The sequence below is a fragment of the Nocardioides sp. genome (genome assembly GCF_014360585.1).
GTDB lineage: Bacteria > Actinomycetota > Actinomycetes > Propionibacteriales > Nocardioidaceae > Nocardioides.
Genome location: NZ_JACIXG010000014.1, coordinates 54380 through 72686 on the forward strand (window position 1 = coordinate 54380; position 18307 = coordinate 72686).

Here is an 18307-nt window from a genome sequence, read left to right on the forward strand (position 1 = left end):
AGGCACCGGCGCCGAATCAATTCCCCGTCGGCTCAGGCCGACGACACCTCGCCCCGGCGGGCCCGCAGCCACTCGATCGGGTCGCCGTGGTCCACCTCGACTCCGGCCATCCGGAACATCGCCCGGGCCAGCAGCCGCCGATGGGCCGCGTACGTCAGGACGTGGGCGACCACCGATCCCATCTGGAAGCTCTCCGGCGGCTCGCACAGGGCGTCCACGAGCCGATCCTCCCAGCCTCCGCGGCGCTCGATGTCGCGTACGACGGTGAGCCACCGCTCCGCGACCGCGTCGTGACGCTCGGCCAGCTCGGCGATCGGGCCGGGCCCGCGACGGACCGGCATCGAGAGCCCCTCGATGGAGGCCACCCAGCACTCCTTGGACCACACCGTGGCCTCCAGGACCTGGATGATCGACTCCTCCGGCCCGTCCCAGGTCAGGACCTCATGACCCGGAAGCCGGACACCGGTGAGGATCTCCTCGGGCAGGTCCTTGACCTGGTCGAGCAGGGCCCTGGTGTCGTCGATGTCGTGCATCACCAGCTGCTCGGTCAGCGGCGACAGCACCTGCTCCTGGGAGTCGACCCAGAGCGACTCCGGCGGGTGGAAGTGGATGCCGTTCGGCGCCGGCAGCCAGTGGCTCGCCGCGGCCGTGCTCGGCGGGTGGCCGAAGGCCTTCGCGTACGCCCGCGAGAACCCTTCCACCGACTCATACCCCGCGGCCCAGGCGGCATCGGTCACCGTACGGCCGTGCTTCAGCTGCCACGCCGACCGCTCCAGCATCACCCGCCGCCGCATCGCCACCGGCGGCTCGCCCGCACCCCGGGAGAGCAGCCGGTTGAAGTGATACGGCGAGGTGTAGGCGTCCCCCGCCATCTGCGCCAGCGTGCGCGGCTCGCCGTCGTCGGCGCCCTCGAGCACGACGTCGAGCAGTTCCCGCAGCCGGTCGCGTTCGTCGTTGCTCACAGTCCCACCGCCCGGATCGCCGCCACGGCCTTCTCGAGCCGCGCCGGGTCATCGTATGAGACCCACACCACCCGCGGATCCTTGCGGAACCAGGCGTCCTGTCGCCGCGCGAACTGCCGGGTCTTGATGGCGGTCCTCTCCTTGGCGTCCGTCAGCGTCATCTCTCCGGAGAGGTACGCAGCGACCTCCTGATAGCCGATGGCCTTGGCCGCGGTCCGCGAGCGTCCCAGCCCCGCCTCCAGAAGCCGGGCCACCTCGTCGACGAACCCGGACTCGAACATCTCCGTGACGCGCTGCCGGATCCGTACGTCCAACGCTTCTCGGGAGATGTCGACGCCGATCTGGATGGAGGCGGGGTCGTGGTAGACCTGCTCTGGTAGGCGCGCGCTGAACGGCTCGCCGGTCAGCTCGATGACCTCCAGAGCGCGTACGACGCGACGACCGTTGTCGATCTCGATCCGCTCGGCCGCGACCGGGTCCAGGACCCGCAGACGGTCGTGAAGTGCCTTCTCACCTGCGGTCTCGAGCTCCCTCTCCAGTCGCTCCCGGATCTCGTTGGAGGTCCCGGGGAAGTCGAACCGGTCCAGGATCGCGCGCGTGTAGAGAGCGCTGCCGCCAACCAGGACCGGCGTCTTCCCAGACTCCCGGAGCGTCGCGATCTCGTCGCGCGCCAGCCTCTGGAAATCGGCGACGGAGGCCGGCTCGGCGATGTCGAGGAGGTCGAGCAGGTGGTGCGGGATCCCCCTCCTCTCGGCGAGCGGAAGCTTCGCCGTGCCGATGTCCATCCCGCGGTAGACCTGCATCGCGTCGGTGTTGATGATCTCGCCGCCGAGGGTCTCGGCGAGGTCCAGGGAGAGCGACGTCTTCCCCGCTGCGGTGGCGCCGACGACGGCCACGACGGGAATACCCGGCAGGGTAGAAGATCCCAATTCCGGTAGCCCGGACGACCTAGCCGGGTCGCGTGTCCCCCTGTTGCTGCCGTACTCCATGTGACTAGTCTGGCCGCAAGTTGGCTCAAACGGGGAGCCACCGATCCAGAGGGGGAAGTATGAGCTTCTTGGACAAGGCAAAGGATCTCGCCCAGCAGGGCATCGACAAGGTCGGCGGCGCCGACAAGGTCAACGAGGGCCTGGACAAGGCCGGCCAGATCGCCGACGAGAAGACCGGCGGCAAGTTCACCGACCACATCGACCAGGGCGTCGAGACTGCCAAGAACGAAGCAGAGAAGCTGGACGGCGGCGACAACAGCACCAACTGAGTCTTCGGCGACGCGAGGCGGGGAGCGACCCAGACCGGGTTGCTCCCCGCTTCGCGTTTTCGGCACATTTACACCAACCGGACATTTCGCGTGAGTTTTCCGAAAGTCTGTTACGGACCTGTTGCCAACGGTGCCATTACGTGGAACGGTCGAGACGTCTCATTCTCATTGCCTCTACCCAGGGGCGCCGGGGGGCGGAGTGTGCGACGCATGCTCCGATTCCGGTCCAATCACAACTACTCGGAAGTGTGGACCAATATGTCTGAGAACTACGGCAACAGCGACCAGCAGCAGAACTACGGCCAGGAGCGCGACCAGGAGGAGGGCTTCGGCGGCCAGGAGTCCAACGAGGGCTCCTCCTACGGCCAGCAGTCCTCCAACGAGGGCAGCTTCGGCGGCTCCGAGGCCGGCCAGGACCAGAGCAGCCAGAGCCAGGGCAGCTTCGGCGGCGAGCAGTCCGGGAGCTCCTACGGTTCCGAGGGCGGTCAGAGCCAGGGCGGCTCCTCCTACGGTGGCCAGTCCACGGAGGGCAGCTCCTACGGTGGTGGCGAGCAGTCCGGCGACTCGAGCCAGAGCGGCTTCGCCGACCAGGAGTCCAACGAGGGCTCCCCCTACGGCGCTCCCTTCGGCTCCGAGGGCGGCCAGAACGAGGGCAGCCAGGGGCAGTCCGAGGGCTCTTCGTACGGCTCGAACGAGGGCTCGGACGAGACCTCGAACGAGCGCGGCTTCGGCGGCGAGCAGGGTGAGTCGCAGTACTGATTCAGCTCTGCCGATCGCACACAGATCGAGCGCCGGGTCCGCACGGGACCCGGCGCTCGACGCGTTTCACAGCCAGCTGATCAAGCAGACATCAAGCAGACATCAGGCGCGGTACGCCACCCACCCGTCGATCATTCGCTGCACCTGACCCGGCGTGAACTCGTCCATGCACGCGTCCTCGGTGTAGTCCATGAAGTTGTGGATCGGGTCGAGGCCCGGAGCCGTGCAGGTGTCGGATCCCTCCGGGCAACCAAAGGCGGGCGCCGCCTCGGCCGGGGTGTCTGCGACCTGGTCGCCCTTGCCGTGACAGCCACCCTGGAAGGTGTGGTAGAGGTGCAGCCAGTGGCCGACCTCGTGGGTGGCCGTGTCGCCCTCGTCGTACGGCGCCGCCGAGCCGCCCGGGAGCGACTCACCGAGGACGACCACACCGTCCTGCGACCCGATGTTCTTGGTCGGGAAGGTCGCCCAGCCGAGCAGACCGTCGTCGATCTCGCCGATGTAGACGTTGAGCGCGTCGGGGCCACCCTGGCGCAGCGTCGACTTCATGTCGCGCTCACCGGTCGAGCCGGAGATGATCGGATACCAGGCCGGGTTGATCGTGGTCTCCTGGCCGGCGACCTCGAAGGAGAACGGCGTGTCCGCGTACGCCGCGTTGAGCACGTCGATCTGAGCGTCGATGTTGGCCTGCGGGACGGCACCGGTGGTGGCGTCCTCCTGGATGACGTGGATGTAGGTCGGGATGGTCGTTGGCCCGAGGTTGGCGTTGCCGCCCTTCTTCCCCTTCGCGGCCAGCGCACCGGCGAGTGCCTTCTCCTTGGCCTCGGCCTGCTTCGCGGTCAGGTGGTTCGTGTCGCGGACCTGCTTGGTCCCTTCGGCGACACGGGCCGCACCGGCCTCATGCGGGTCGAAGCACTCCTCGCTTCCTCCGGCCGCCTGCATCGCGCCCGCGGGCGCTGCGGCTGCCAGGCCCGACGCGACGAGCACTCCGAGCGCGCCCATCGCCACTGCTCTGTTGACCAGCTTGGGAATCGACATGGGGGTAATCCCTTCCTGAGACAAGTTGCCTCAGGCTAGAGCAGAAATACCCTCGCCGGGAACGGTGCTACGGATAATTTGCTGTTCGAGTAACGCGATTCCGAACGATCAGCTGCACGCCGGAGCGGCCGGCAACGGAGCAGGCACGCCGACAGCGGGCATGCCCAGGCCGACCGACGCGGGCTCGGCCTCGGTCCGGCCCTGGCGCGCCTCCCAGGCGTCACCGGAGCGGGTGCGGCGCACCTCGAGCACGGGGTTGTCGGCGACCAGGTGATGGGGGGCCGCATAGGTGATCTCGACCTTCACCATGTCGCCGGGACGTACGCCCTCGGCCCCGGCCACGTTGAAGTGCACGAGCCGGTTGTCAGGAGCGCGACCCGAGAGCCGGTGGGTCTCGGCGTCCTTGCGGCCCTCCCCCTCGGCGACCATCAGCTCGAGCGTACGTCCGACGTTCTTCTTGTTCTCCTCGTGCGCGATCTCGTTGACGAGGTCGACGAGGCGCTGATAGCGGTCCTTGACGACCGCGGGAGAGATCTGGTCGGGGAGATCGGCGGCCGGGGTGCCGGGACGCTTGGAGTACTGGAACGTGAACGCAGAGGAGAACCGCGACTCGCGCACCACGTCGAGGGTGCCCTGGAAGTCCTCCTCGGTCTCCCCCGGGAAGCCGACGATGATGTCGGTGGTGATCGCCGCGTCCGGGATCGCTGCCCGGACGCGCTCGATGATGCCGAGGAACTTGCTGGAGCGGTAGGAGCGTCGCATCGCCTTCAGCACCCGGTCGGAGCCGGACTGCAGCGGCATGTGCAGCGAGGGCATCACGTTCGGCGTCTCGGCCATCGCCTCGATGACGTCGTCGGTGAACTCGGCCGGGTGCGGGCTGGTGAACCGCACCCGCTCCAGCCCCTCGATCTCGCCACACGCGCGCAGCAGCTTCGAGAAGGCCTGCCGGTCGCCGAACTCGACGCCGTAGGCGTTGACGTTCTGTCCCAGCAGGGTCACCTCGGTGACTCCCTCTGCGACCAGCGCCTCGATCTCGGCGAGGATCTCGCCCGGTCGCCGGTCCTTCTCCTTCCCCCTCAACGCGGGGACGATGCAGAAGGTGCAGGTGTTGTTGCAGCCCACGCTCACCGAGACCCAGGCGGCGTAGGCGGACTCGCGCTTGGTCGGCAGCGTGGACGGGAAGACCTCGAGCGACTCCAGGATCTCGACCTGGGCCTCTTCCTGGATCCGGGCCCGCTCGAGCAGCACCGGGAGCGAGCCGATGTTGTGCGTCCCGAACACCACGTCGACGTACGGCGCCTTCTCGGTGATCGTGGCCCGGTCCTTCTGCGCGAGGCAGCCGCCGACGGCGATCTGGAGATCCGGCTTGGCCTGCTTGATCGGAGCCAGGTGGGAGAGGTTCCCGTAGAGCTTGTTGTCTGCGTTCTCCCGGACCGCGCAGGTGTTGAACACGACCACGTCGGCCTGCTCGCCCGCGGTCACCTTCAGATAGCCGGCGTCCTCCAGCAGCCCGGAGAGGCGCTCGGAGTCGTGGACGTTCATCTGGCAGCCGTAGGTGCGGACTTCGTACGTACGGGCCGATGCGGAGCTCGAGGCGGTGGACACGGTCATAGCGTCCTCAAGGGTACGGCGAGGTGGTCCAACGGCAGGAAATCCCGACCAGTTATCTGCTTGTAACCGATACCGGGCACCAATTCATGGATGTGCAATGCAGGATGTGGTTAGGTCTGCGGCATGACCGTGCTTGACACAGAACCCACCAGTGCACCTTCGGGAGACGCCCTGGTGGTGCTCGACCACGTCGACAAGCACTACGGCGATCTGCACGTGCTCCAGGACATCAACCTGGAGATCAAGCGTGGCGAGGTCGTCGTGGTGATCGGGCCCTCGGGCTCGGGGAAGTCGACCCTCTGCCGCGCGATCAACCGGCTGGAGACGATCGACTCCGGGACGATCAAGCTCGACGGCAAGGAGCTGCCCGCGGAGGGCAAGGGCCTGGCCAAGCTGCGCGCCGAGGTCGGGATGGTCTTCCAGAGCTTCAACCTCTTCGCCCACAAGACGATCCTGCAGAACGTCACGCTGGGCCCGATGAAGGTGCGCAAGCTCAAGAAGGCCGAGGCGGAGGCAGAGGCGAAGAAGCTGCTCGACCGCGTCGGCGTCGGCGTCCAGGCGAGCAAGTACCCCGCTCAGCTCTCCGGCGGCCAGCAGCAGCGCGTCGCGATCGCGCGGGCGCTGGCGATGAGACCGCAGGTGATGCTCTTCGACGAGCCCACCTCCGCGCTCGACCCGGAGATGGTCCAGGAGGTCCTGGACGTCATGGTCAGCCTCGCCAAGGAGGGCATGACCATGATCGTGGTGACCCACGAGATGGGCTTCGCGCGCAAGGCGGCCGACCGCGTGGTCTTCATGGCCGACGGGCAGATCATCGAGTCGAACACCCCGAGCGAGTTCTTCGACAACCCACAGTCCGATCGCGCCAAGGACTTCCTCGGCAAGATCCTCAAGCACTGAACGTACGTCTCGGGTGAGCCGTTCGGCTCGCGAACCCCGCACCGCACCAAACCCTTAAGATTCCAGAAGGTGGAAACGATGAAGCTCAAGAAGATCGCCGCGGCCGTAGGCGCCATCGCGCTCGCCGGTTCGCTCGCTGCCTGTGGCGGCGGCGATGACTCCGGCTCCGACGCCGGCGGTGAGAAGATCAAGATCGGCATCAAGTTCGACCAGCCGGGTCTCGGCTTCAAGAACGCCGATGGCACCTACTCCGGCTTCGACGTCGACATGGCGACGTACATCGCCGAGGGTCTCGGCTACGAGAAGGACCAGATCGAGTGGAAGGAGGCGGTCTCCGCCAACCGCGAGACCTTCCTCAAGGACGGCTCGGTCGACATGATCCTGGCGACCTACTCGATCACGGACGAGCGCAAGGCCGAGGTCGACTTCGCCGGTCCCTACTACGTCGCCGGTCAGGACCTCCTGATCCGCGCCGACGACAACTCGATCACGGGCCCCGATGACATGAAGGGCAAGAAGATCTGCTCCGTCACCGGCTCCACCTCCGCCCAGAAGGTCAAGGACGAGTACGGCGCCGTGCCGCAGGAGTTCGACTCCTACAGCAAGTGCATCACCGCCCTGCAGGGTGGCCAGATCGACGCGCTGACCACTGACGACATCATCCTCGCGGGCTACTCCGAGCAGTTCCCCGGTGAGTTCAAGATCGTCGGCCAGCCGTTCTCCGAGGAGAACTACGGCGTCGGTCTGCCCAAGGGCAGCGAGGACCGCGACAAGATCAACGACCTGATCGAGAAGTCCTTCGAGGACGGCGCCTGGGAGAAGGCGTTCAACGACAACCTCGGCAACTCCGGCTACGAGCTGCCGGAGCCGCCGACGGTCGACCGCTACTGAAGCATTGCGCTCAGCCAGACCCGAGTCGGCGGGTCCTGACCCCTTCCTTGCGAAACGATGTGAGCAACAGGGCCAGGATCCGCCGACTCGGGGTGAGCCATAAGACGGACCTCCAAAGAACCGAAAGTACCCAATGGACCTCTTCTCCGAGTATGGGTCGGCCATCCTCGAAGCGTTCGGGCTGACCCTCAGACTCGCTGTCTTCAGCGGCGTCTTCTCGCTCCTGCTCGGCGCCGTGCTCGCCGTGTTCCGGGTCTCCCCGGTGCCAGTTCTCCGCTGGGTCGGCTCCGCCGTCGTCTACACGTTCCGCAACACCCCGCTGACGCTGGTGATGTTCTTCGCGCTCTTCGGGCTCTTCTACCAGCTCAAGCTGGGCGCGAACCAGGATGATCCGCTCAACGAGCAGAACTTCCAGCTCGCGGTCCTGGCGCTCTCGATCTACACCTCGACGTTCGTCTGTGAGGTCCTGCGGTCGGGGATCAACACCGTGCCGCTCGGCCAGGCCGAGGCGGCTCGCGCGATCGGCCTCACCTTCTCCCAGAACCTCCGGCTGGTCGTCCTCCCGCAGGCGCTTCGATCGGTGCTCAACCCGCTGGCCAGCGTCATGATCGCGATGATCAAGAACACCACCGTCGCCGTCACCATCGGCGTCGTCACGGCCACGGGCGTCAACGAGGCGTCCGGTCAGATGCGGACGATGATGGAGAACGAGGCCGACCAGATCGTGCTGATCTTCATCATCTTCTCGATCGGCTTCATGATCATGACCCTTCCGGTCGGCTTCCTCGCCGGTTGGGCATCGAAGAAATTCGCGGTGATCCGATGAATTCCCCATTCGAATGCTCGCTTCGCTCCGCTTCGAACGGGGGCCCCAAAAGATGAGTGCCTCTGTTCTCTACGACGCTCCCGGCCCCCGAGCCAAGGCCCTCAACTGGGTCTACTCCGGCGTCGCGCTGGTCGTGTTCGGCTATCTGGCATGGCTGATCTACTCGAAGTTCGAGGAGACCGGCCAGTGGGAAAGCGAGAAGTGGACGCCGTTCCTAGACGCCGACGTGTGGAACAACCTGCTGATCCCGGGCCTGATCGGAACGCTCAGCGCGTTCGCGGTCGGCTCGGTGCTCGCCCTGGCCTTCGGGTTCGTCTTCGCTGTCGGGCGTCTCTCCGACCTGAAGATCATCAGCATCCCGTGCGCTGTGGTCGTCGAGTTCTTCCGTGCGATCCCGATGCTGCTGCTGATGTTCTTCATCTACTTCATGCAGCCATCGCTCGGGATCACGCCGACCAGCATCTTCTGGGCTGTCGTGATCGGCCTGACGCTCTACAACGGGTCCGTCATCGCAGAGATCATCCGAGCCGGCGTGAACGCTCTCCCGAAGGGACAGCGAGAGGCTGGTTTCGCTATCGGACTCACGCGAGCTCAGGTCATGCGCACGATCCTGCTGCCACAGGCAGTGCGGTCGATGCTCCCGGCGATCATCGCGCAGCTCGTGGTCCTGCTGAAGGACACAGCACTGGGCTACGTACTGGGCTACAGCGAGCTCCTCGCCCAGGTCAAGCAGCTCGACGGCAACTTCCACAACCTGATCCCCGCGGCCATCGTCGTGGCAGTCATCTACATCATCCTCAACACGATCCTCGGGCTCGTCGCCAACTGGATCGAGGCTCGTACGCGGCGGGTGGGTCACACCGCGGCGCCGGTGGGCCACGCGGGTGCCGTCGACCCGGTCGCCGCCGAGGCCGACCTCGTCGCGAAGGGCAACGCCACACCTAGCAACCCCGGCCCGCTCTGACCATCAGCCGACGACAACGGCCCGCTGCCCCTCGAACGGGGCAGCGGGCCGTTGCGTGCTGGCTCTTACTTCTTCTTCGAGGTCACCCAGAGGTTGATGGTGCCCTCGATGGCGACCGTGCCATCCTCGCGGATCCCCTTGACGCGCACCTCGAGGTCACCGTCGGCGGTGTCCCACTGCTCCTGGTCGGTCTCCGCGATGCAGGTGATGTCGGTGGAGGCCTTGGCGGTGTAGGAGACGGTCATCCCCTTGGGGATCCAGCGCTTGTCGCGAGGGATGGTGACCTCCGCAAGGGCCCCCATCGCCATCTCGAGACCGTTGCACAGCGCGATGGCGTGCACGGTCCCGATGTGGTTGTGGTTGCCCTTGCGGTTGGGCACGATGACCTCGGCGTAGTTGGGCCGCAGCTGGTTGACCAGCGGGTGGATGGACCCGAAGTACGGCGCCTTCTTCGCGAACGCGACCGAGAATGCTCGCTTGCCGACAACCGGGACTCGGTTGAAGGACTTCCAGAGGTCGTAGAGCTGGCTCATGGCAGGTAGGTTACCCGAGGGTAACCTCCTCCCCTCTCCTGGCCCGAGATCAGGAGAGGGAGAGGAAGACCTTCTCGAGCTCCTCGATCTCCTCGGGGCGATCCCCGTCGGCGTGCGCGCGGCGCAGCTCGTTGGAGAGGAGCGCGAAAGCTGCCTTGTCGAGAGCACGGGTCACTGCCTTGAGCTGGCCGACCACATCGGCGAGCTCACGGCCGTCTTCGATCATGCGGAGCACGCCACCGAGCTGTCCTTGAGCCCGTCGGACTCGATTGACCACGCTCGTCGTCTCCGCGTCCCGAGGCTGGGGGACGGTCACGTCGTCAGTCAAAGTCTTGCCTTCCATCGTTTCTGGCATCATTCCTGCATCGTTGTTGTATCCCCCGGGGGACAACGGTCCAGACCAGTGGGCGTTACGGTTCCTTTTGCTTGATTCCGGATTTCGCCCACACGCCAACGAAGTTCGTGCTAGCCGTCGAGCGGCCACACGATCTCTACCCGGTTGCCGAACGGATCCCGGACATGGAAGCGCTGGAAGCCGTCGGCGTTGTGACGCTGGCTCCAGTCGACGTCGAAGCCGAGTCGCGCCAACCTGGCCCCGAGCGCCTCCAGCTCCGCCTCGGTCTCGACCGCCAGGGCGGGATGAGCCTTCGCCTGGGGCCGGTGCGGATCCTCGACACCGACGTGGACCTCCGCGCCGCCGGGCGAACGGAACCAGGCGCCGCCACGCTTGGTCAGCTCCGCCGGCTTCTGCACCTCGGTCAGCCCGAGCCCGTCGGCGTAGAACGCCCTGGCCTCATCCTCGTGGCCGGCGGGCATGCCGACCTGCACGTGATGGATTCGCATCATGCCTCCGGCTTGCGGGCGACCACGAAGACGCGGCGGAACGGGAGCAGGACGAAACCGTTTCCTACGGAATCGTCTCGCACCGGATAGGCCCGCGCCAGACGGTTCTTGAGCTCCTCGGCGAACGGCTCGAAGAGACCGGCCTTCTCGAGCGCGGCGGCCGTGGGCCGCAGGCTCGTTCCGGCGATCCAGGTGAAGACCGGGTCCTCGCCGGTCAGCACGTGGAGATACGTCGTCTCCCAGGCATCGACCTCGAAGCCCTCCTTCACCAGCGCATCCAGGTAGACGGCCGGGTCGTGCGACCCGGGCGCCTCGAGCTGACGGGTGTGATCCGCGTACGGCGCCTCGGCGGCCAGCTCCTCGCGGAGCCGGTGGCTGGGCTCGTCGAAGTTGCCGGGCACCTGGAAGGCGAACCAGCCACGGTCGCTCACGGCCCGGGCGAGCGCCGCCAGCAGGTCCAGATGACCCGGGACCCACTGGAGGGTGGCGTTGGAGAGGAGTACGTCGACGGACCCGGGCACCGCCGAGTCGGCCCAGTCACGCAGATCCGCCACCGCGAAGTCGACGCCGTCGACACTCGCACGGGCCTTGTCGATCATCGCGGAGCTCGAGTCCAGGCCGACCACACGCGCGTCCGGCCAACGCTCGGCCGCGAGAGCGGTCAGGTTGCCCGGACCACAGCCGAGGTCGACGACGGTCTTCGGCCGGTCCGCGCCGACCCGGCGAAGGAGGTCGACGAACGGCCGAGCCCTCTCCTCCGAGTAAGTCAGATAGCGCTCGGGATCCCATGCGGTCATGGCGTACATCCTCTCAATGTCTCTTGATATCAAGATATTCAGATCGTCCTCCCGACTTGTCTCGATGTCAAGATTCTCGATGAGGCGGACTTGGGCTACGCTCAACGCCATGCGCGACGAAGTCGACGACCTGAGCGAGGCCTGGGCACACGAGCGACCCGACCTCGACCTGGGCCCCGTCGAGATCTTCTCGCGCCTGTCCCGGCTATCCCGTCACCTCGACCTGGCCCGGCGCGATGCGTTCTCGGGCTCCGGGATCGAGTCCTGGGAGTTCGACGTGCTCGCCGCGCTGCGCCGGGCGGGCGATCCTTACGAGCTCTCCCCCGGCCGGCTGCTGCGCGAGACCCTGGTGACCAGCGGGACCATGACCAACCGCGTCGACCGGCTGGCCGCCCGCGGCCTCGTCGAGCGGCTGCCGGACCCGGCCGACCGGCGGGGTGTGCTCGTCCGGCTCACCCCGGACGGGAAGGCCACCGTCGACAGCGCCTTCGAGGCGCTGCTCGCGGCCGAGCGGGAGTTCCTCGCCGGCCTCTCCAGCGACCAGCAGAGCCAGCTCACCGATCTGCTGCGCCGGCTGCTGGTCCCGTTCTCAGGCTGAGCGCCGGCCCGCGGGCAGCGCATCGGGCGCGCACCGAGCACGTGTAACACGCTGTTCGTAGGACTATCCGGTCGTTATAAAAGGCGAGTAGTCCTACAAACAGCGTGTTACAGCTCCGCGAGCCGCCGCCAAGGCGCGCTCCAGACCAGCGCTACTCCAGCCCCTCAGCGGCTTCGAGCCACTCCATCTCGAGCTCGTCCTTCTCGGCGGAGAGCTTGTCCAGCTCGGCGCTGAGCTCGGCGAGGCGGGTGTAGTCGTTGACCGCCTCGGCCATCGCGAGCTCGAGCTTCTGCTGCTGCTCGGAGATCCGCTCGAGCTGCTTGTCGATCCGGGCGATGACCTTCTTCGCGGCCCGCTCCTCGGCGGAGCCGGCCTTGGCCTTCGACGAGCCGCCCGATGCCGTCTCGGCCTGCGGGAGCGACGCCTCGGCCCGGGCGGCCGACGAGGCCGAGCCACCGGCGGGGATCGGGAGGCGGCGCTCGAGATACTCGTCGACACCGCGCGGCAGCATGGAGATCTGGCCGTCGCCGAGGAGGGCCCAGACGGAGTCGGTGACGCGCTCGAGGAAGTAGCGGTCGTGGGAGACGACGATCAGGGTGCCGGGCCAGGCGTCGAGGAAGTCCTCGAGCACGTTGAGCGTCTCGATGTCGAGATCGTTGGTGGGCTCGTCGAGCAGCAGGACGTTGGGCTCGGTGAGCAGGAGGCGCAGCAGCTGGAACCGGCGGCGTTCGCCACCGGAGAGGTCGCCGACCCGGGTCACCAGCTTGTCGCCCGTGAAGCCGAAGCGCTCGAGCATCGAGGTGGCCGAGAGCTCCTGACCGTCGGTCGTCTTGGTCACCCGCTTGATCGACTCCACCGTCGGCAGCACCCGCGCCTCGGGGTCGAGGTCGTCGAGCTGCTGGGTCAGATGCTGGAGCGCGATGGTGCGGCCGTGGCGTACCTTCCCCACCGCCGGCGGGAGCGTGCCGTCGAGCAGCGACAGCACCGAGGTCTTGCCGGCGCCGTTGACGCCGACGATGCCGATCCGGTCCCCCGGACCGATACGCCAGGTGGCGTGCGAGAGCAGCTGTCGCTCACCACGGAAGAGGTCGACGTCCTCGACGTCGATGACGTCCTTGCCGAGCCGCTGGGTGGCGAACTTCTGCAGCTCGAAGCGGTCGCGCGGCGGCGGGATGTCCTCGATGAGCTGATTGGCGGCGTCGATGCGGAACTTCGGCTTCGACGTACGCGCCGGGGCGCCGCGACGCAGCCAGGCCAGCTCCTTGCGGACCAGGTTCTGGCGGCGTACCTCGGAGGCGGCTGCCTGACGAGACCGCTCGGCCTTGGCGAGGACGAAGGCGGCATAGCCACCCTCGTAGGCGTCGACCTGGCCGTCGTGGACCTCCCAGGTGAACTGACACACGGCATCGAGGAACCAGCGGTCGTGGGTGACCACGACGAGCGCAGAGGCGCGCTGAGCCAGGTGGGAGGCGAGCCAGGCCACTGCCTCGACGTCGAGGTGGTTGGTGGGCTCGTCGAGGACGATCATGTCGTGGTCCCCCAGGAGCAGCTCAGCCAGCGCACAGCGACGGCGCTCGCCACCGGAGAGGCCCATGACGGCGCGGTCCAGGTCGATCCCGGCCAGGAGCTGCTCGACGATCTCGCGGAGCACGGGTACGCCGGCCCACTCGTGGTCGGAGCGTCCGCCGAGCACGGCCTCCCGCACGCTGTGGGAGTCGATGAGCTGATCGCCCTGGTGCAGGAACCCCACCAGCAGACCGCGCTGGCGTGAGACCCGGCCGGAGTCGGGCTCCTCCAGGCCGGTCATCACCTGCAGCAGTGTCGTCTTCCCGTCGCCGTTGCGGCCGACGATGCCGATCCGTTCGCCGGCGTTGATGCCGAGGGAGACGTCGTCGAGGAGGGGCCGGATGCCATACGCCTTGGAGACGTGCTCGAGGTTGAGGAGGTTCGCCATATCGCCTCCTATTGTCCCCGAGGCCGGTGAGGCGGCCACCATCGCGGCGGCCATCCAGCGGCACACGCGGCGGACAAAGAGCCCCTGACCTGCCTAGACTCCGTGCAATGGTCGAGAAGGCGCTCCGCGAGCACACCCCCGGGTCGCGTCAGATGATCCTCGAAGCCGCGCTCCGGCTGGCCGCCGAGCGAGGCTATGTCGGCACGACCATGGCCCTGGTCCGGCGCGCGACCGGCCTGCCGCCCTCCTCGCTCTACTGGCACTTCTCCAACAAGGACCAGCTTCTCGCCGAGGCGCTCGAGCACGGCTACAGCTCCTGGCGGCACATCGTCCCGCCATGGGAGCCGCTCCCCGCCGACGGCGACCTCCGCGACGGACTGCTGGCCAACCTGCGGCGTACGACCTCGGACACCCACGACGCGTTGGCAGACTGGTGGCGAATGGGCCTGATGCTCGCCCTCGAGTCCGGGCCGACGGTCGGCGACGGCCCTCGGGAGCGCTTCCTCCAGATCCGCACCCAGACCCTGGCCGGCCTCGAGCTGTGGTGGTCCGAGGCTGCTGGCCTTCCGGCCGCGCACACCGAGATCCTCGCCCGCCTGACCCTCGCCGCCCACGACGGCCTCTTCATCCACACCCAGACCGATGCGTACGCCGAGCTCGACTCGCTCCGGCGACGGCTCGCCGACGGCCTGGCCGAGGTCGCGGACCATCTCGGGAAGCACGACCCAGCCGCGACTCCGGTGACCGTGGACCTGCCACCGGCGACGTACGAGGCCAGGAGCAGCAGCCGCGAGAAGCTCGTCGCGGCAGCGCTGGAGGTCGCCGCGGAGAGTGGTTACGAGGGCGCCTCGATCAGCCGGATCTGTGCCGCGGCGGGACTTCCGGCCTCGTCGGTCTACTGGCACTTCGCGAACAAGGACGATCTGTTCTCGGCCGCGGTCGACGACTCCTACCGCGCCTGGAGCCAGGCGCAGTCCTCGAGGCAGCCGCCGAGCCCGGGCATGGACTGGGCCACCGAGCTGCCCCGGATGCTGACACCTGTGGTGGCCAGCCTCCACCGGCTGCCCCCGTTCCTGCGGATCGGCCTGATGCTGGTGCTCCCGAAGCGGCCCGAGCCGCTGCCGGGCCGGGACCGGTTCCTTGCCGTACGCCGCCAGTCCCGCGAGGACTTCGCCGGCTGGTTCCGCGGAGCGCTCGGCGCAGACGGAGCCGAACATGCCGACGAGATGGCCGCGCTGCTGCTCGTGATCGCTGACGGACTTCTCTTCGCCGAGGCCCTCGAAAGCGCCGACATGCCACCGGTCACGACCTCGGACCTGCTGGCGCGACTGATCGCAGCTACGCCGTTTCCTACACAGATAAGTCACTGACCTACTACCTTGGATCCACAGACGATCCACGACGCTAACGGTCGGAAACGTATCGAAATACGTGCCGTGTCATCTATTTCCGCAGGTCAGGAATGAGATTTATTCAACATTTTCACCACAACCTCCGGAACGATCGTTACAGTGACTGCTGTCACAGAGAGTTGGAGGCTCCAGATCCCCCCTTCGTGGTGCCTCCGTCTCATTAAGGAGATCCCCCCAAGAGCGTCACTGCTATCCCCACCCTGGCTAGTCAGCACGACCATGAAGGTGCCCCGAGGACGACCTCTTCGGCGACCCCGTCTGCGACGAAGGCCCTCCAGATCCTGGAGGCATTTCTCGGAGCCGGCCCGAAGCTCGGTGTCAGCGAGATCGCGCGCACCGCAGGGCTGCCCAAGTCCACCGCCTTCCGTCTCCTGCGCCACCTCGAGCAGAGCGGATACGTCGAGCGCACCGGCCGGCACTACGTGCTGGGACGACGGCTGTTCGAGCTCGGCAACGCGGTGCAGATCTGTCGCCCGCAGGGCATCCGGGAGACCGCGATGCCGCATCTGGCCGAGCTCTACGTGGCGACCGGCAAGACCGTCCACCTCGCCATCCTCGAGGGCACCGACATCGTCTTCCTGGAGAAGATCACCGGTCGCAGCGGCATCCAGCCGGACACGTACGTGGGCGGGCGAGCACCCGCCGCCTGCTCCGCGCTCGGCAAGGCGATCCTCTCCTTCAGCGACCGCGACCACATCGCGGCCGTGCTCGAGTCCGGCCTGGTGAGGCGCACCCGCCACTCGCACTCGGACCCGGCGAAGTTCCTCGCCGAGCTCCGCCGTGCCAACAGCGAGCGGATCGCCTTCGACCGCGAGGAGGCCCAGGTCGGCATCGTCTGTGCCGCGGTCCCCATCATGATCGAGGGCCGCGCGATCGCCGCCGTCTCCGTCTCCGGCAGCGTCACCGGGTTCAACGCCGCGAGCATCACCCGCTACCTGCGCCGCGCTGCCGCGGCGATCTCCGACGAGGTCGTCACCAGCGCGGCCTGACCCCTGCCGAGGCGTCACGTACGTCGGCCGAAACGTCACTCAGGTCGGCCGAGATGGCTCGGCGCTGCCATCTCGGCCGACGCGAGTGACGCCTCGGCAGGGTTGGGTCAGTAGGTGACCACGTGGGCGCCGGCGACCGGGCCGGGGGCGGCCCAGATGCGGTCGTACGCCTTGGCCTGCATCGCTCCGGCGACCTCGCGGGCGTGGGCGGCGTCGCGGCACAGCATCAGGACCGTCGGTCCCGAACCGGAGAGCTGTACGGCCAGCGCGCCGGCCTCCTCGCCGTCCGTGAAGGTCTGGGCGAGGTCGGGGCGCAGCGCCAGTGCCGGAGCCTGCAGGTCGTTGGCGAGCGCCTCGGCGAGGAGCTCCGCGTCGCCCTTCTCCAGCGCCATGAGGAGACGCTCGGGCACCTGCGGCTCGGCGACGTCGGCTCCGACCAGTTCGTCGAAGGCGCGGTAGACAGCAGGCGTCGACAGGCCCTGCTCGTTGCCGACCGCGACCCACCACCAGGCGCCGTTGTCGGCGACCGGCTCGACGATCTCGCCACGGCCACCGCCGATCGCAGTGGCGCCGACGAGTGCGAAAGGTACGTCGGATCCGAGCTCTCCCGCGATGGCGAGCAGGTCCTCGTCGGAGGTCTCCAGCGACCACAGGCGGTCGAGCGCGACGAGCGTCGCGGCCGCGTCGGCAGAGCCACCAGCGAGACCGCCGGCGACCGGGATGCCCTTGTGGATCTCGATGGTCGCGGCCCGGTCGATGCCGTGGTGAGCAGCGAGGGCCTTGCCGGCCCGCACGACGATGTTGTCGTCGCCGGTCGGGACCTCCCCCAGCGCGATGTGATCCTCAGCGCTGAGCGTGACCTGCCACTGGTCGGCCTCGCTCACGGTGACGTCGTCGTAGAGACCGATCGCGTGGTAGACGGTCTCCAACGGATGGAAGCCGTCCTCGCGCAGGGGCCCCACCCCGAGGTGTAGGTTGAACTTCGCGGCTGCGCGGACGGTGATCGTCATGAAGGAACCCTTTGGAGCGACTCGGTGATGCGTACGAAGTCGGTGATGGTCAACGACTCGCCACGCGTCAGCGGGTCGATGCCGGCGGCGACCAGCGCCTTCTCGGCTGCCTCGGCAGAGCCGGCCAGCGGTTTGAGCACGCCGCGAAGAACCTTGCGGCGCTGGGCGAAGGCGGCGTCGACGACTGCGAAGACCTCCTCGCGCGAGACCGCCGTCGAGGGCGGCTCGCGGTGGCGCCAGTAGACGAGTCCGGAGTCGACGTTGGGTGCCGGCCAGAAGACGTTGCGGCCGATCGTGCCGGCGCGGCGTACGTCGGCGTACCAGGCGGCCTTGACCGACGGGACGCCGTAGATCTTGGACCCCGGCTTGGCCGCCAGCCGGTCGGCGACCTCGGCCTGCACCATCACCAGGCCGTGGCGCAGCGAGGGCAGCAGGGACATCAGGTGCAGCAGGACCGGGACGGAGACGTTGTAGGGCAGGTTGGCGACCAGGGCCGTGGGCGGTGGCCCGGGGACCGACTCGACTCTGAGAGCATCCGCTCGGATCAGTCTGAACGCGTCGGCGTGGTCGGGGGCGTACTCCTCGATGGTCCTCGGCAGCCGCTGCGCGAGAGCCTCGTCGAGCTCGATCGCGGTCACCTCCGCGCCGGTCTCGAGGATGGCGAGGGTGAGCGACCCGAGGCCGGGTCCGACCTCGAGCACGACGTCGTCGGCGCCGACTCCGGACTCACGAACGATCCGGCGCACCGTGTTGGCGTCGATCACGAAGTTCTGACCGCGCTGCTTGGTGGGGCGAAGATCGAGCTCGGCGGCCAGCGCCCTGACCTCCGCCGGCCCCAGCATGCGCGGCGGCGTGCGGTCGGTCATGGTCCCCAGCGTAGGCCCCAGACCGCCCACTCGGCGCATCTGTCCCGCCTCACAACGCCGAGTCGGCGCGTCTGTCCCACGTTGCTGGGACAGACGCGC

20 protein-coding genes and 1 pseudogene are annotated in these 18307 nt (G+C 67.8%); 10 read left to right on the forward strand and 11 right to left on the reverse strand.

Going from position 1 to position 18307, the window contains the following annotated elements; genetic code table 11:
* Positions 1–32: 32 nt before the first annotated feature.
* A complete protein-coding gene (locus tag H5T77_RS07190) occupies positions 33–962 on the reverse strand; it encodes a helix-turn-helix domain-containing protein (RefSeq protein ID WP_292646964.1) in 930 nt (309 codons plus the stop codon).
* Positions 959–1858, reverse strand: coding sequence for a tRNA (adenosine(37)-N6)-dimethylallyltransferase MiaA (gene miaA, locus H5T77_RS07195; protein ID WP_366816613.1), 900 nt, complete (start codon positions 1856–1858; stop codon positions 959–961). The genes H5T77_RS07190 and miaA overlap by 4 nt, the downstream gene beginning before the upstream one ends.
* Before the next feature lie 152 nt (positions 1859–2010).
* Between miaA and H5T77_RS07200 the strand changes: the two genes are divergently transcribed.
* Together H5T77_RS07200 and H5T77_RS07205 are read left to right on the forward strand one after the other, a co-directional pair.
* Positions 2011–2220: an antitoxin gene (locus H5T77_RS07200; protein WP_292646967.1), complete on the forward strand. Its 210-nt coding sequence runs from the start codon at positions 2011–2013 to the stop codon at positions 2218–2220.
* 258 nt (positions 2221–2478) lie between these two features.
* Entirely contained in the window at positions 2479–2979 is a 501-nt protein-coding gene (locus tag H5T77_RS07205) for a hypothetical protein (RefSeq protein ID WP_292646970.1), read from the forward strand.
* Positions 2980–3081: 102 nt separating this feature from the next.
* On the opposite strand, the gene H5T77_RS07210 is transcribed toward H5T77_RS07205, so the two are convergent.
* Both H5T77_RS07210 and miaB read right to left on the reverse strand, forming a co-directional pair.
* Positions 3082–4014 (reverse strand): zinc metalloprotease, encoded by a 933-nt coding sequence (locus H5T77_RS07210; protein ID WP_292646974.1) that lies wholly within the window; start codon positions 4012–4014, stop codon positions 3082–3084.
* Between the two features lie 108 nt (positions 4015–4122).
* Entirely contained in the window at positions 4123–5625 is a 1503-nt protein-coding gene (gene miaB / locus H5T77_RS07215; protein ID WP_292646977.1) for a tRNA (N6-isopentenyl adenosine(37)-C2)-methylthiotransferase MiaB, read from the reverse strand.
* Between the two features lie 123 nt (positions 5626–5748).
* Between miaB and H5T77_RS07220 the strand changes: the two genes are divergently transcribed.
* The 4 genes from H5T77_RS07220 to H5T77_RS07235 all read left to right on the forward strand — a co-directional run bounded on the left by H5T77_RS07220 (position 5749) and on the right by H5T77_RS07235 (position 9206).
* A complete protein-coding gene (locus tag H5T77_RS07220) occupies positions 5749–6525 on the forward strand; it encodes an amino acid ABC transporter ATP-binding protein (RefSeq protein ID WP_472850339.1) in 777 nt (258 codons plus the stop codon).
* A gap of 78 nt (positions 6526–6603) precedes the next feature.
* Positions 6604–7416: a glutamate ABC transporter substrate-binding protein gene (locus H5T77_RS07225; RefSeq protein ID WP_292646980.1), complete on the forward strand. Its 813-nt coding sequence runs from the start codon at positions 6604–6606 to the stop codon at positions 7414–7416.
* Between the two features lie 133 nt (positions 7417–7549).
* On the forward strand, positions 7550–8242 hold the full coding sequence (locus H5T77_RS07230; RefSeq protein WP_292646982.1) for an amino acid ABC transporter permease: 693 nt from the start codon (positions 7550–7552) through the stop codon (positions 8240–8242).
* Between the two features lie 52 nt (positions 8243–8294).
* Positions 8295–9206: an amino acid ABC transporter permease gene (locus tag H5T77_RS07235; protein ID WP_292646985.1), complete on the forward strand. Its 912-nt coding sequence runs from the start codon at positions 8295–8297 to the stop codon at positions 9204–9206.
* A 65-nt stretch (positions 9207–9271) separates the two neighbouring features.
* On the opposite strand, the gene H5T77_RS07240 is transcribed toward H5T77_RS07235, so the two are convergent.
* The 4 genes from H5T77_RS07240 to H5T77_RS07255 form a co-directional block, all read right to left on the reverse strand.
* Positions 9272–9739, reverse strand: a complete 468-nt coding sequence (locus tag H5T77_RS07240) for a hotdog fold domain-containing protein (RefSeq protein ID WP_292646988.1) — start codon at positions 9737–9739, stop codon at positions 9272–9274.
* 49 nt (positions 9740–9788) lie between these two features.
* The gene (locus H5T77_RS07245) at positions 9789–10055 is read right to left on the reverse strand and encodes a metal-sensitive transcriptional regulator (RefSeq protein WP_179661117.1); all 267 of its coding nucleotides are present in this window, start codon (positions 10053–10055) and stop codon (positions 9789–9791) included.
* Between the two features lie 149 nt (positions 10056–10204).
* Positions 10205–10585, reverse strand: coding sequence for a VOC family protein (locus tag H5T77_RS07250; protein WP_292646992.1), 381 nt, complete (start codon positions 10583–10585; stop codon positions 10205–10207).
* Positions 10582–11379 (reverse strand): methyltransferase domain-containing protein, encoded by a 798-nt coding sequence (locus H5T77_RS07255; RefSeq protein WP_292646993.1) that lies wholly within the window; start codon positions 11377–11379, stop codon positions 10582–10584. Before H5T77_RS07255 ends, H5T77_RS07250 begins: the two co-directional genes overlap by 4 nt.
* 109 nt (positions 11380–11488) lie before the next feature.
* Between H5T77_RS07255 and H5T77_RS07260 the strand changes: the two genes are divergently transcribed.
* On the forward strand, positions 11489–11977 hold the full coding sequence (locus H5T77_RS07260) for a MarR family winged helix-turn-helix transcriptional regulator (RefSeq protein ID WP_292646995.1): 489 nt from the start codon (positions 11489–11491) through the stop codon (positions 11975–11977).
* Positions 11978–12128: 151 nt separating this feature from the next.
* Here the strand turns inward: H5T77_RS07260 and H5T77_RS07265 are convergent, their stop codons facing one another.
* A complete protein-coding gene (locus H5T77_RS07265; RefSeq protein WP_292646996.1) occupies positions 12129–13931 on the reverse strand; it encodes an ABC-F family ATP-binding cassette domain-containing protein in 1803 nt (600 codons plus the stop codon).
* A 107-nt stretch (positions 13932–14038) separates the two neighbouring features.
* Here H5T77_RS07265 and H5T77_RS07270 point away from each other — a divergent pair, with 107 nt between their 5' ends.
* The 3 genes and pseudogenes from H5T77_RS07270 to H5T77_RS07275 all read left to right on the forward strand — a co-directional run bounded on the left by H5T77_RS07270 (position 14039) and on the right by H5T77_RS07275 (position 16332).
* Complete coding sequence (locus H5T77_RS07270) at positions 14039–15301, forward strand: TetR/AcrR family transcriptional regulator (RefSeq protein ID WP_292646997.1); 1263 nt, start codon at positions 14039–14041, stop codon at positions 15299–15301.
* Between the two features lie 242 nt (positions 15302–15543).
* A pseudogene (locus H5T77_RS25630) lies at positions 15544–15741 on the forward strand (helix-turn-helix domain-containing protein); the annotation flags it as partial.
* 24 nt (positions 15742–15765) lie between these two features.
* A complete protein-coding gene (locus tag H5T77_RS07275) occupies positions 15766–16332 on the forward strand; it encodes an IclR family transcriptional regulator (protein WP_292646999.1) in 567 nt (188 codons plus the stop codon).
* 107 nt (positions 16333–16439) lie between these two features.
* On the opposite strand, the gene H5T77_RS07280 is transcribed toward H5T77_RS07275, so the two are convergent.
* Together H5T77_RS07280 and rsmA are read right to left on the reverse strand one after the other, a co-directional pair.
* Positions 16440–17342 (reverse strand): 4-(cytidine 5'-diphospho)-2-C-methyl-D-erythritol kinase, encoded by a 903-nt coding sequence (locus H5T77_RS07280; RefSeq protein ID WP_292647000.1) that lies wholly within the window; start codon positions 17340–17342, stop codon positions 16440–16442.
* Positions 17339–18208: a 16S rRNA (adenine(1518)-N(6)/adenine(1519)-N(6))-dimethyltransferase RsmA gene (rsmA, locus tag H5T77_RS07285; protein WP_292647002.1), complete on the reverse strand. Its 870-nt coding sequence runs from the start codon at positions 18206–18208 to the stop codon at positions 17339–17341. Before rsmA ends, H5T77_RS07280 begins: the two co-directional genes overlap by 4 nt.
* Positions 18209–18307 lie beyond the last annotated feature (99 nt).

What these genes read in the sequence shown, in the direction of transcription:
- miaB (WP_292646977.1), bottom strand. Translation starts at nt 5,625, where the DNA reads ATGACCGTGTCCACCGCCTCGAGCTCCGCATCGGCCCGTACGTACGAA.
- H5T77_RS07210 (WP_292646974.1), bottom strand. Translation starts at nt 4,014, where the DNA reads ATGTCGATTCCCAAGCTGGTCAACAGAGCAGTGGCGATGGGCGCGCTC.
- H5T77_RS07230 (WP_292646982.1), top strand. Translation starts at nt 7,550, where the DNA reads ATGGACCTCTTCTCCGAGTATGGGTCGGCCATCCTCGAAGCGTTCGGG.
- H5T77_RS07235 (WP_292646985.1), top strand. Translation starts at nt 8,295, where the DNA reads ATGAGTGCCTCTGTTCTCTACGACGCTCCCGGCCCCCGAGCCAAGGCC.
- H5T77_RS07250 (WP_292646992.1), bottom strand. Translation starts at nt 10,585, where the DNA reads ATGATGCGAATCCATCACGTGCAGGTCGGCATGCCCGCCGGCCACGAG.
- H5T77_RS07265 (WP_292646996.1), bottom strand. Translation starts at nt 13,931, where the DNA reads ATGGCGAACCTCCTCAACCTCGAGCACGTCTCCAAGGCGTATGGCATC.
- H5T77_RS07260 (WP_292646995.1), top strand. Translation starts at nt 11,489, where the DNA reads ATGCGCGACGAAGTCGACGACCTGAGCGAGGCCTGGGCACACGAGCGA.
- H5T77_RS07270 (WP_292646997.1), top strand. Translation starts at nt 14,039, where the DNA reads ATGGTCGAGAAGGCGCTCCGCGAGCACACCCCCGGGTCGCGTCAGATG.
- H5T77_RS07220 (WP_472850339.1), top strand. Translation starts at nt 5,749, where the DNA reads ATGACCGTGCTTGACACAGAACCCACCAGTGCACCTTCGGGAGACGCC.
- H5T77_RS07280 (WP_292647000.1), bottom strand. Translation starts at nt 17,342, where the DNA reads ATGACGATCACCGTCCGCGCAGCCGCGAAGTTCAACCTACACCTCGGG.
- H5T77_RS07200 (WP_292646967.1), top strand. Translation starts at nt 2,011, where the DNA reads ATGAGCTTCTTGGACAAGGCAAAGGATCTCGCCCAGCAGGGCATCGAC.
- rsmA (WP_292647002.1), bottom strand. Translation starts at nt 18,208, where the DNA reads ATGACCGACCGCACGCCGCCGCGCATGCTGGGGCCGGCGGAGGTCAGG.
- H5T77_RS07225 (WP_292646980.1), top strand. Translation starts at nt 6,604, where the DNA reads ATGAAGCTCAAGAAGATCGCCGCGGCCGTAGGCGCCATCGCGCTCGCC.
- H5T77_RS07240 (WP_292646988.1), bottom strand. Translation starts at nt 9,739, where the DNA reads ATGAGCCAGCTCTACGACCTCTGGAAGTCCTTCAACCGAGTCCCGGTT.
- H5T77_RS07255 (WP_292646993.1), bottom strand. Translation starts at nt 11,379, where the DNA reads ATGACCGCATGGGATCCCGAGCGCTATCTGACTTACTCGGAGGAGAGG.
- H5T77_RS07205 (WP_292646970.1), top strand. Translation starts at nt 2,479, where the DNA reads ATGTCTGAGAACTACGGCAACAGCGACCAGCAGCAGAACTACGGCCAG.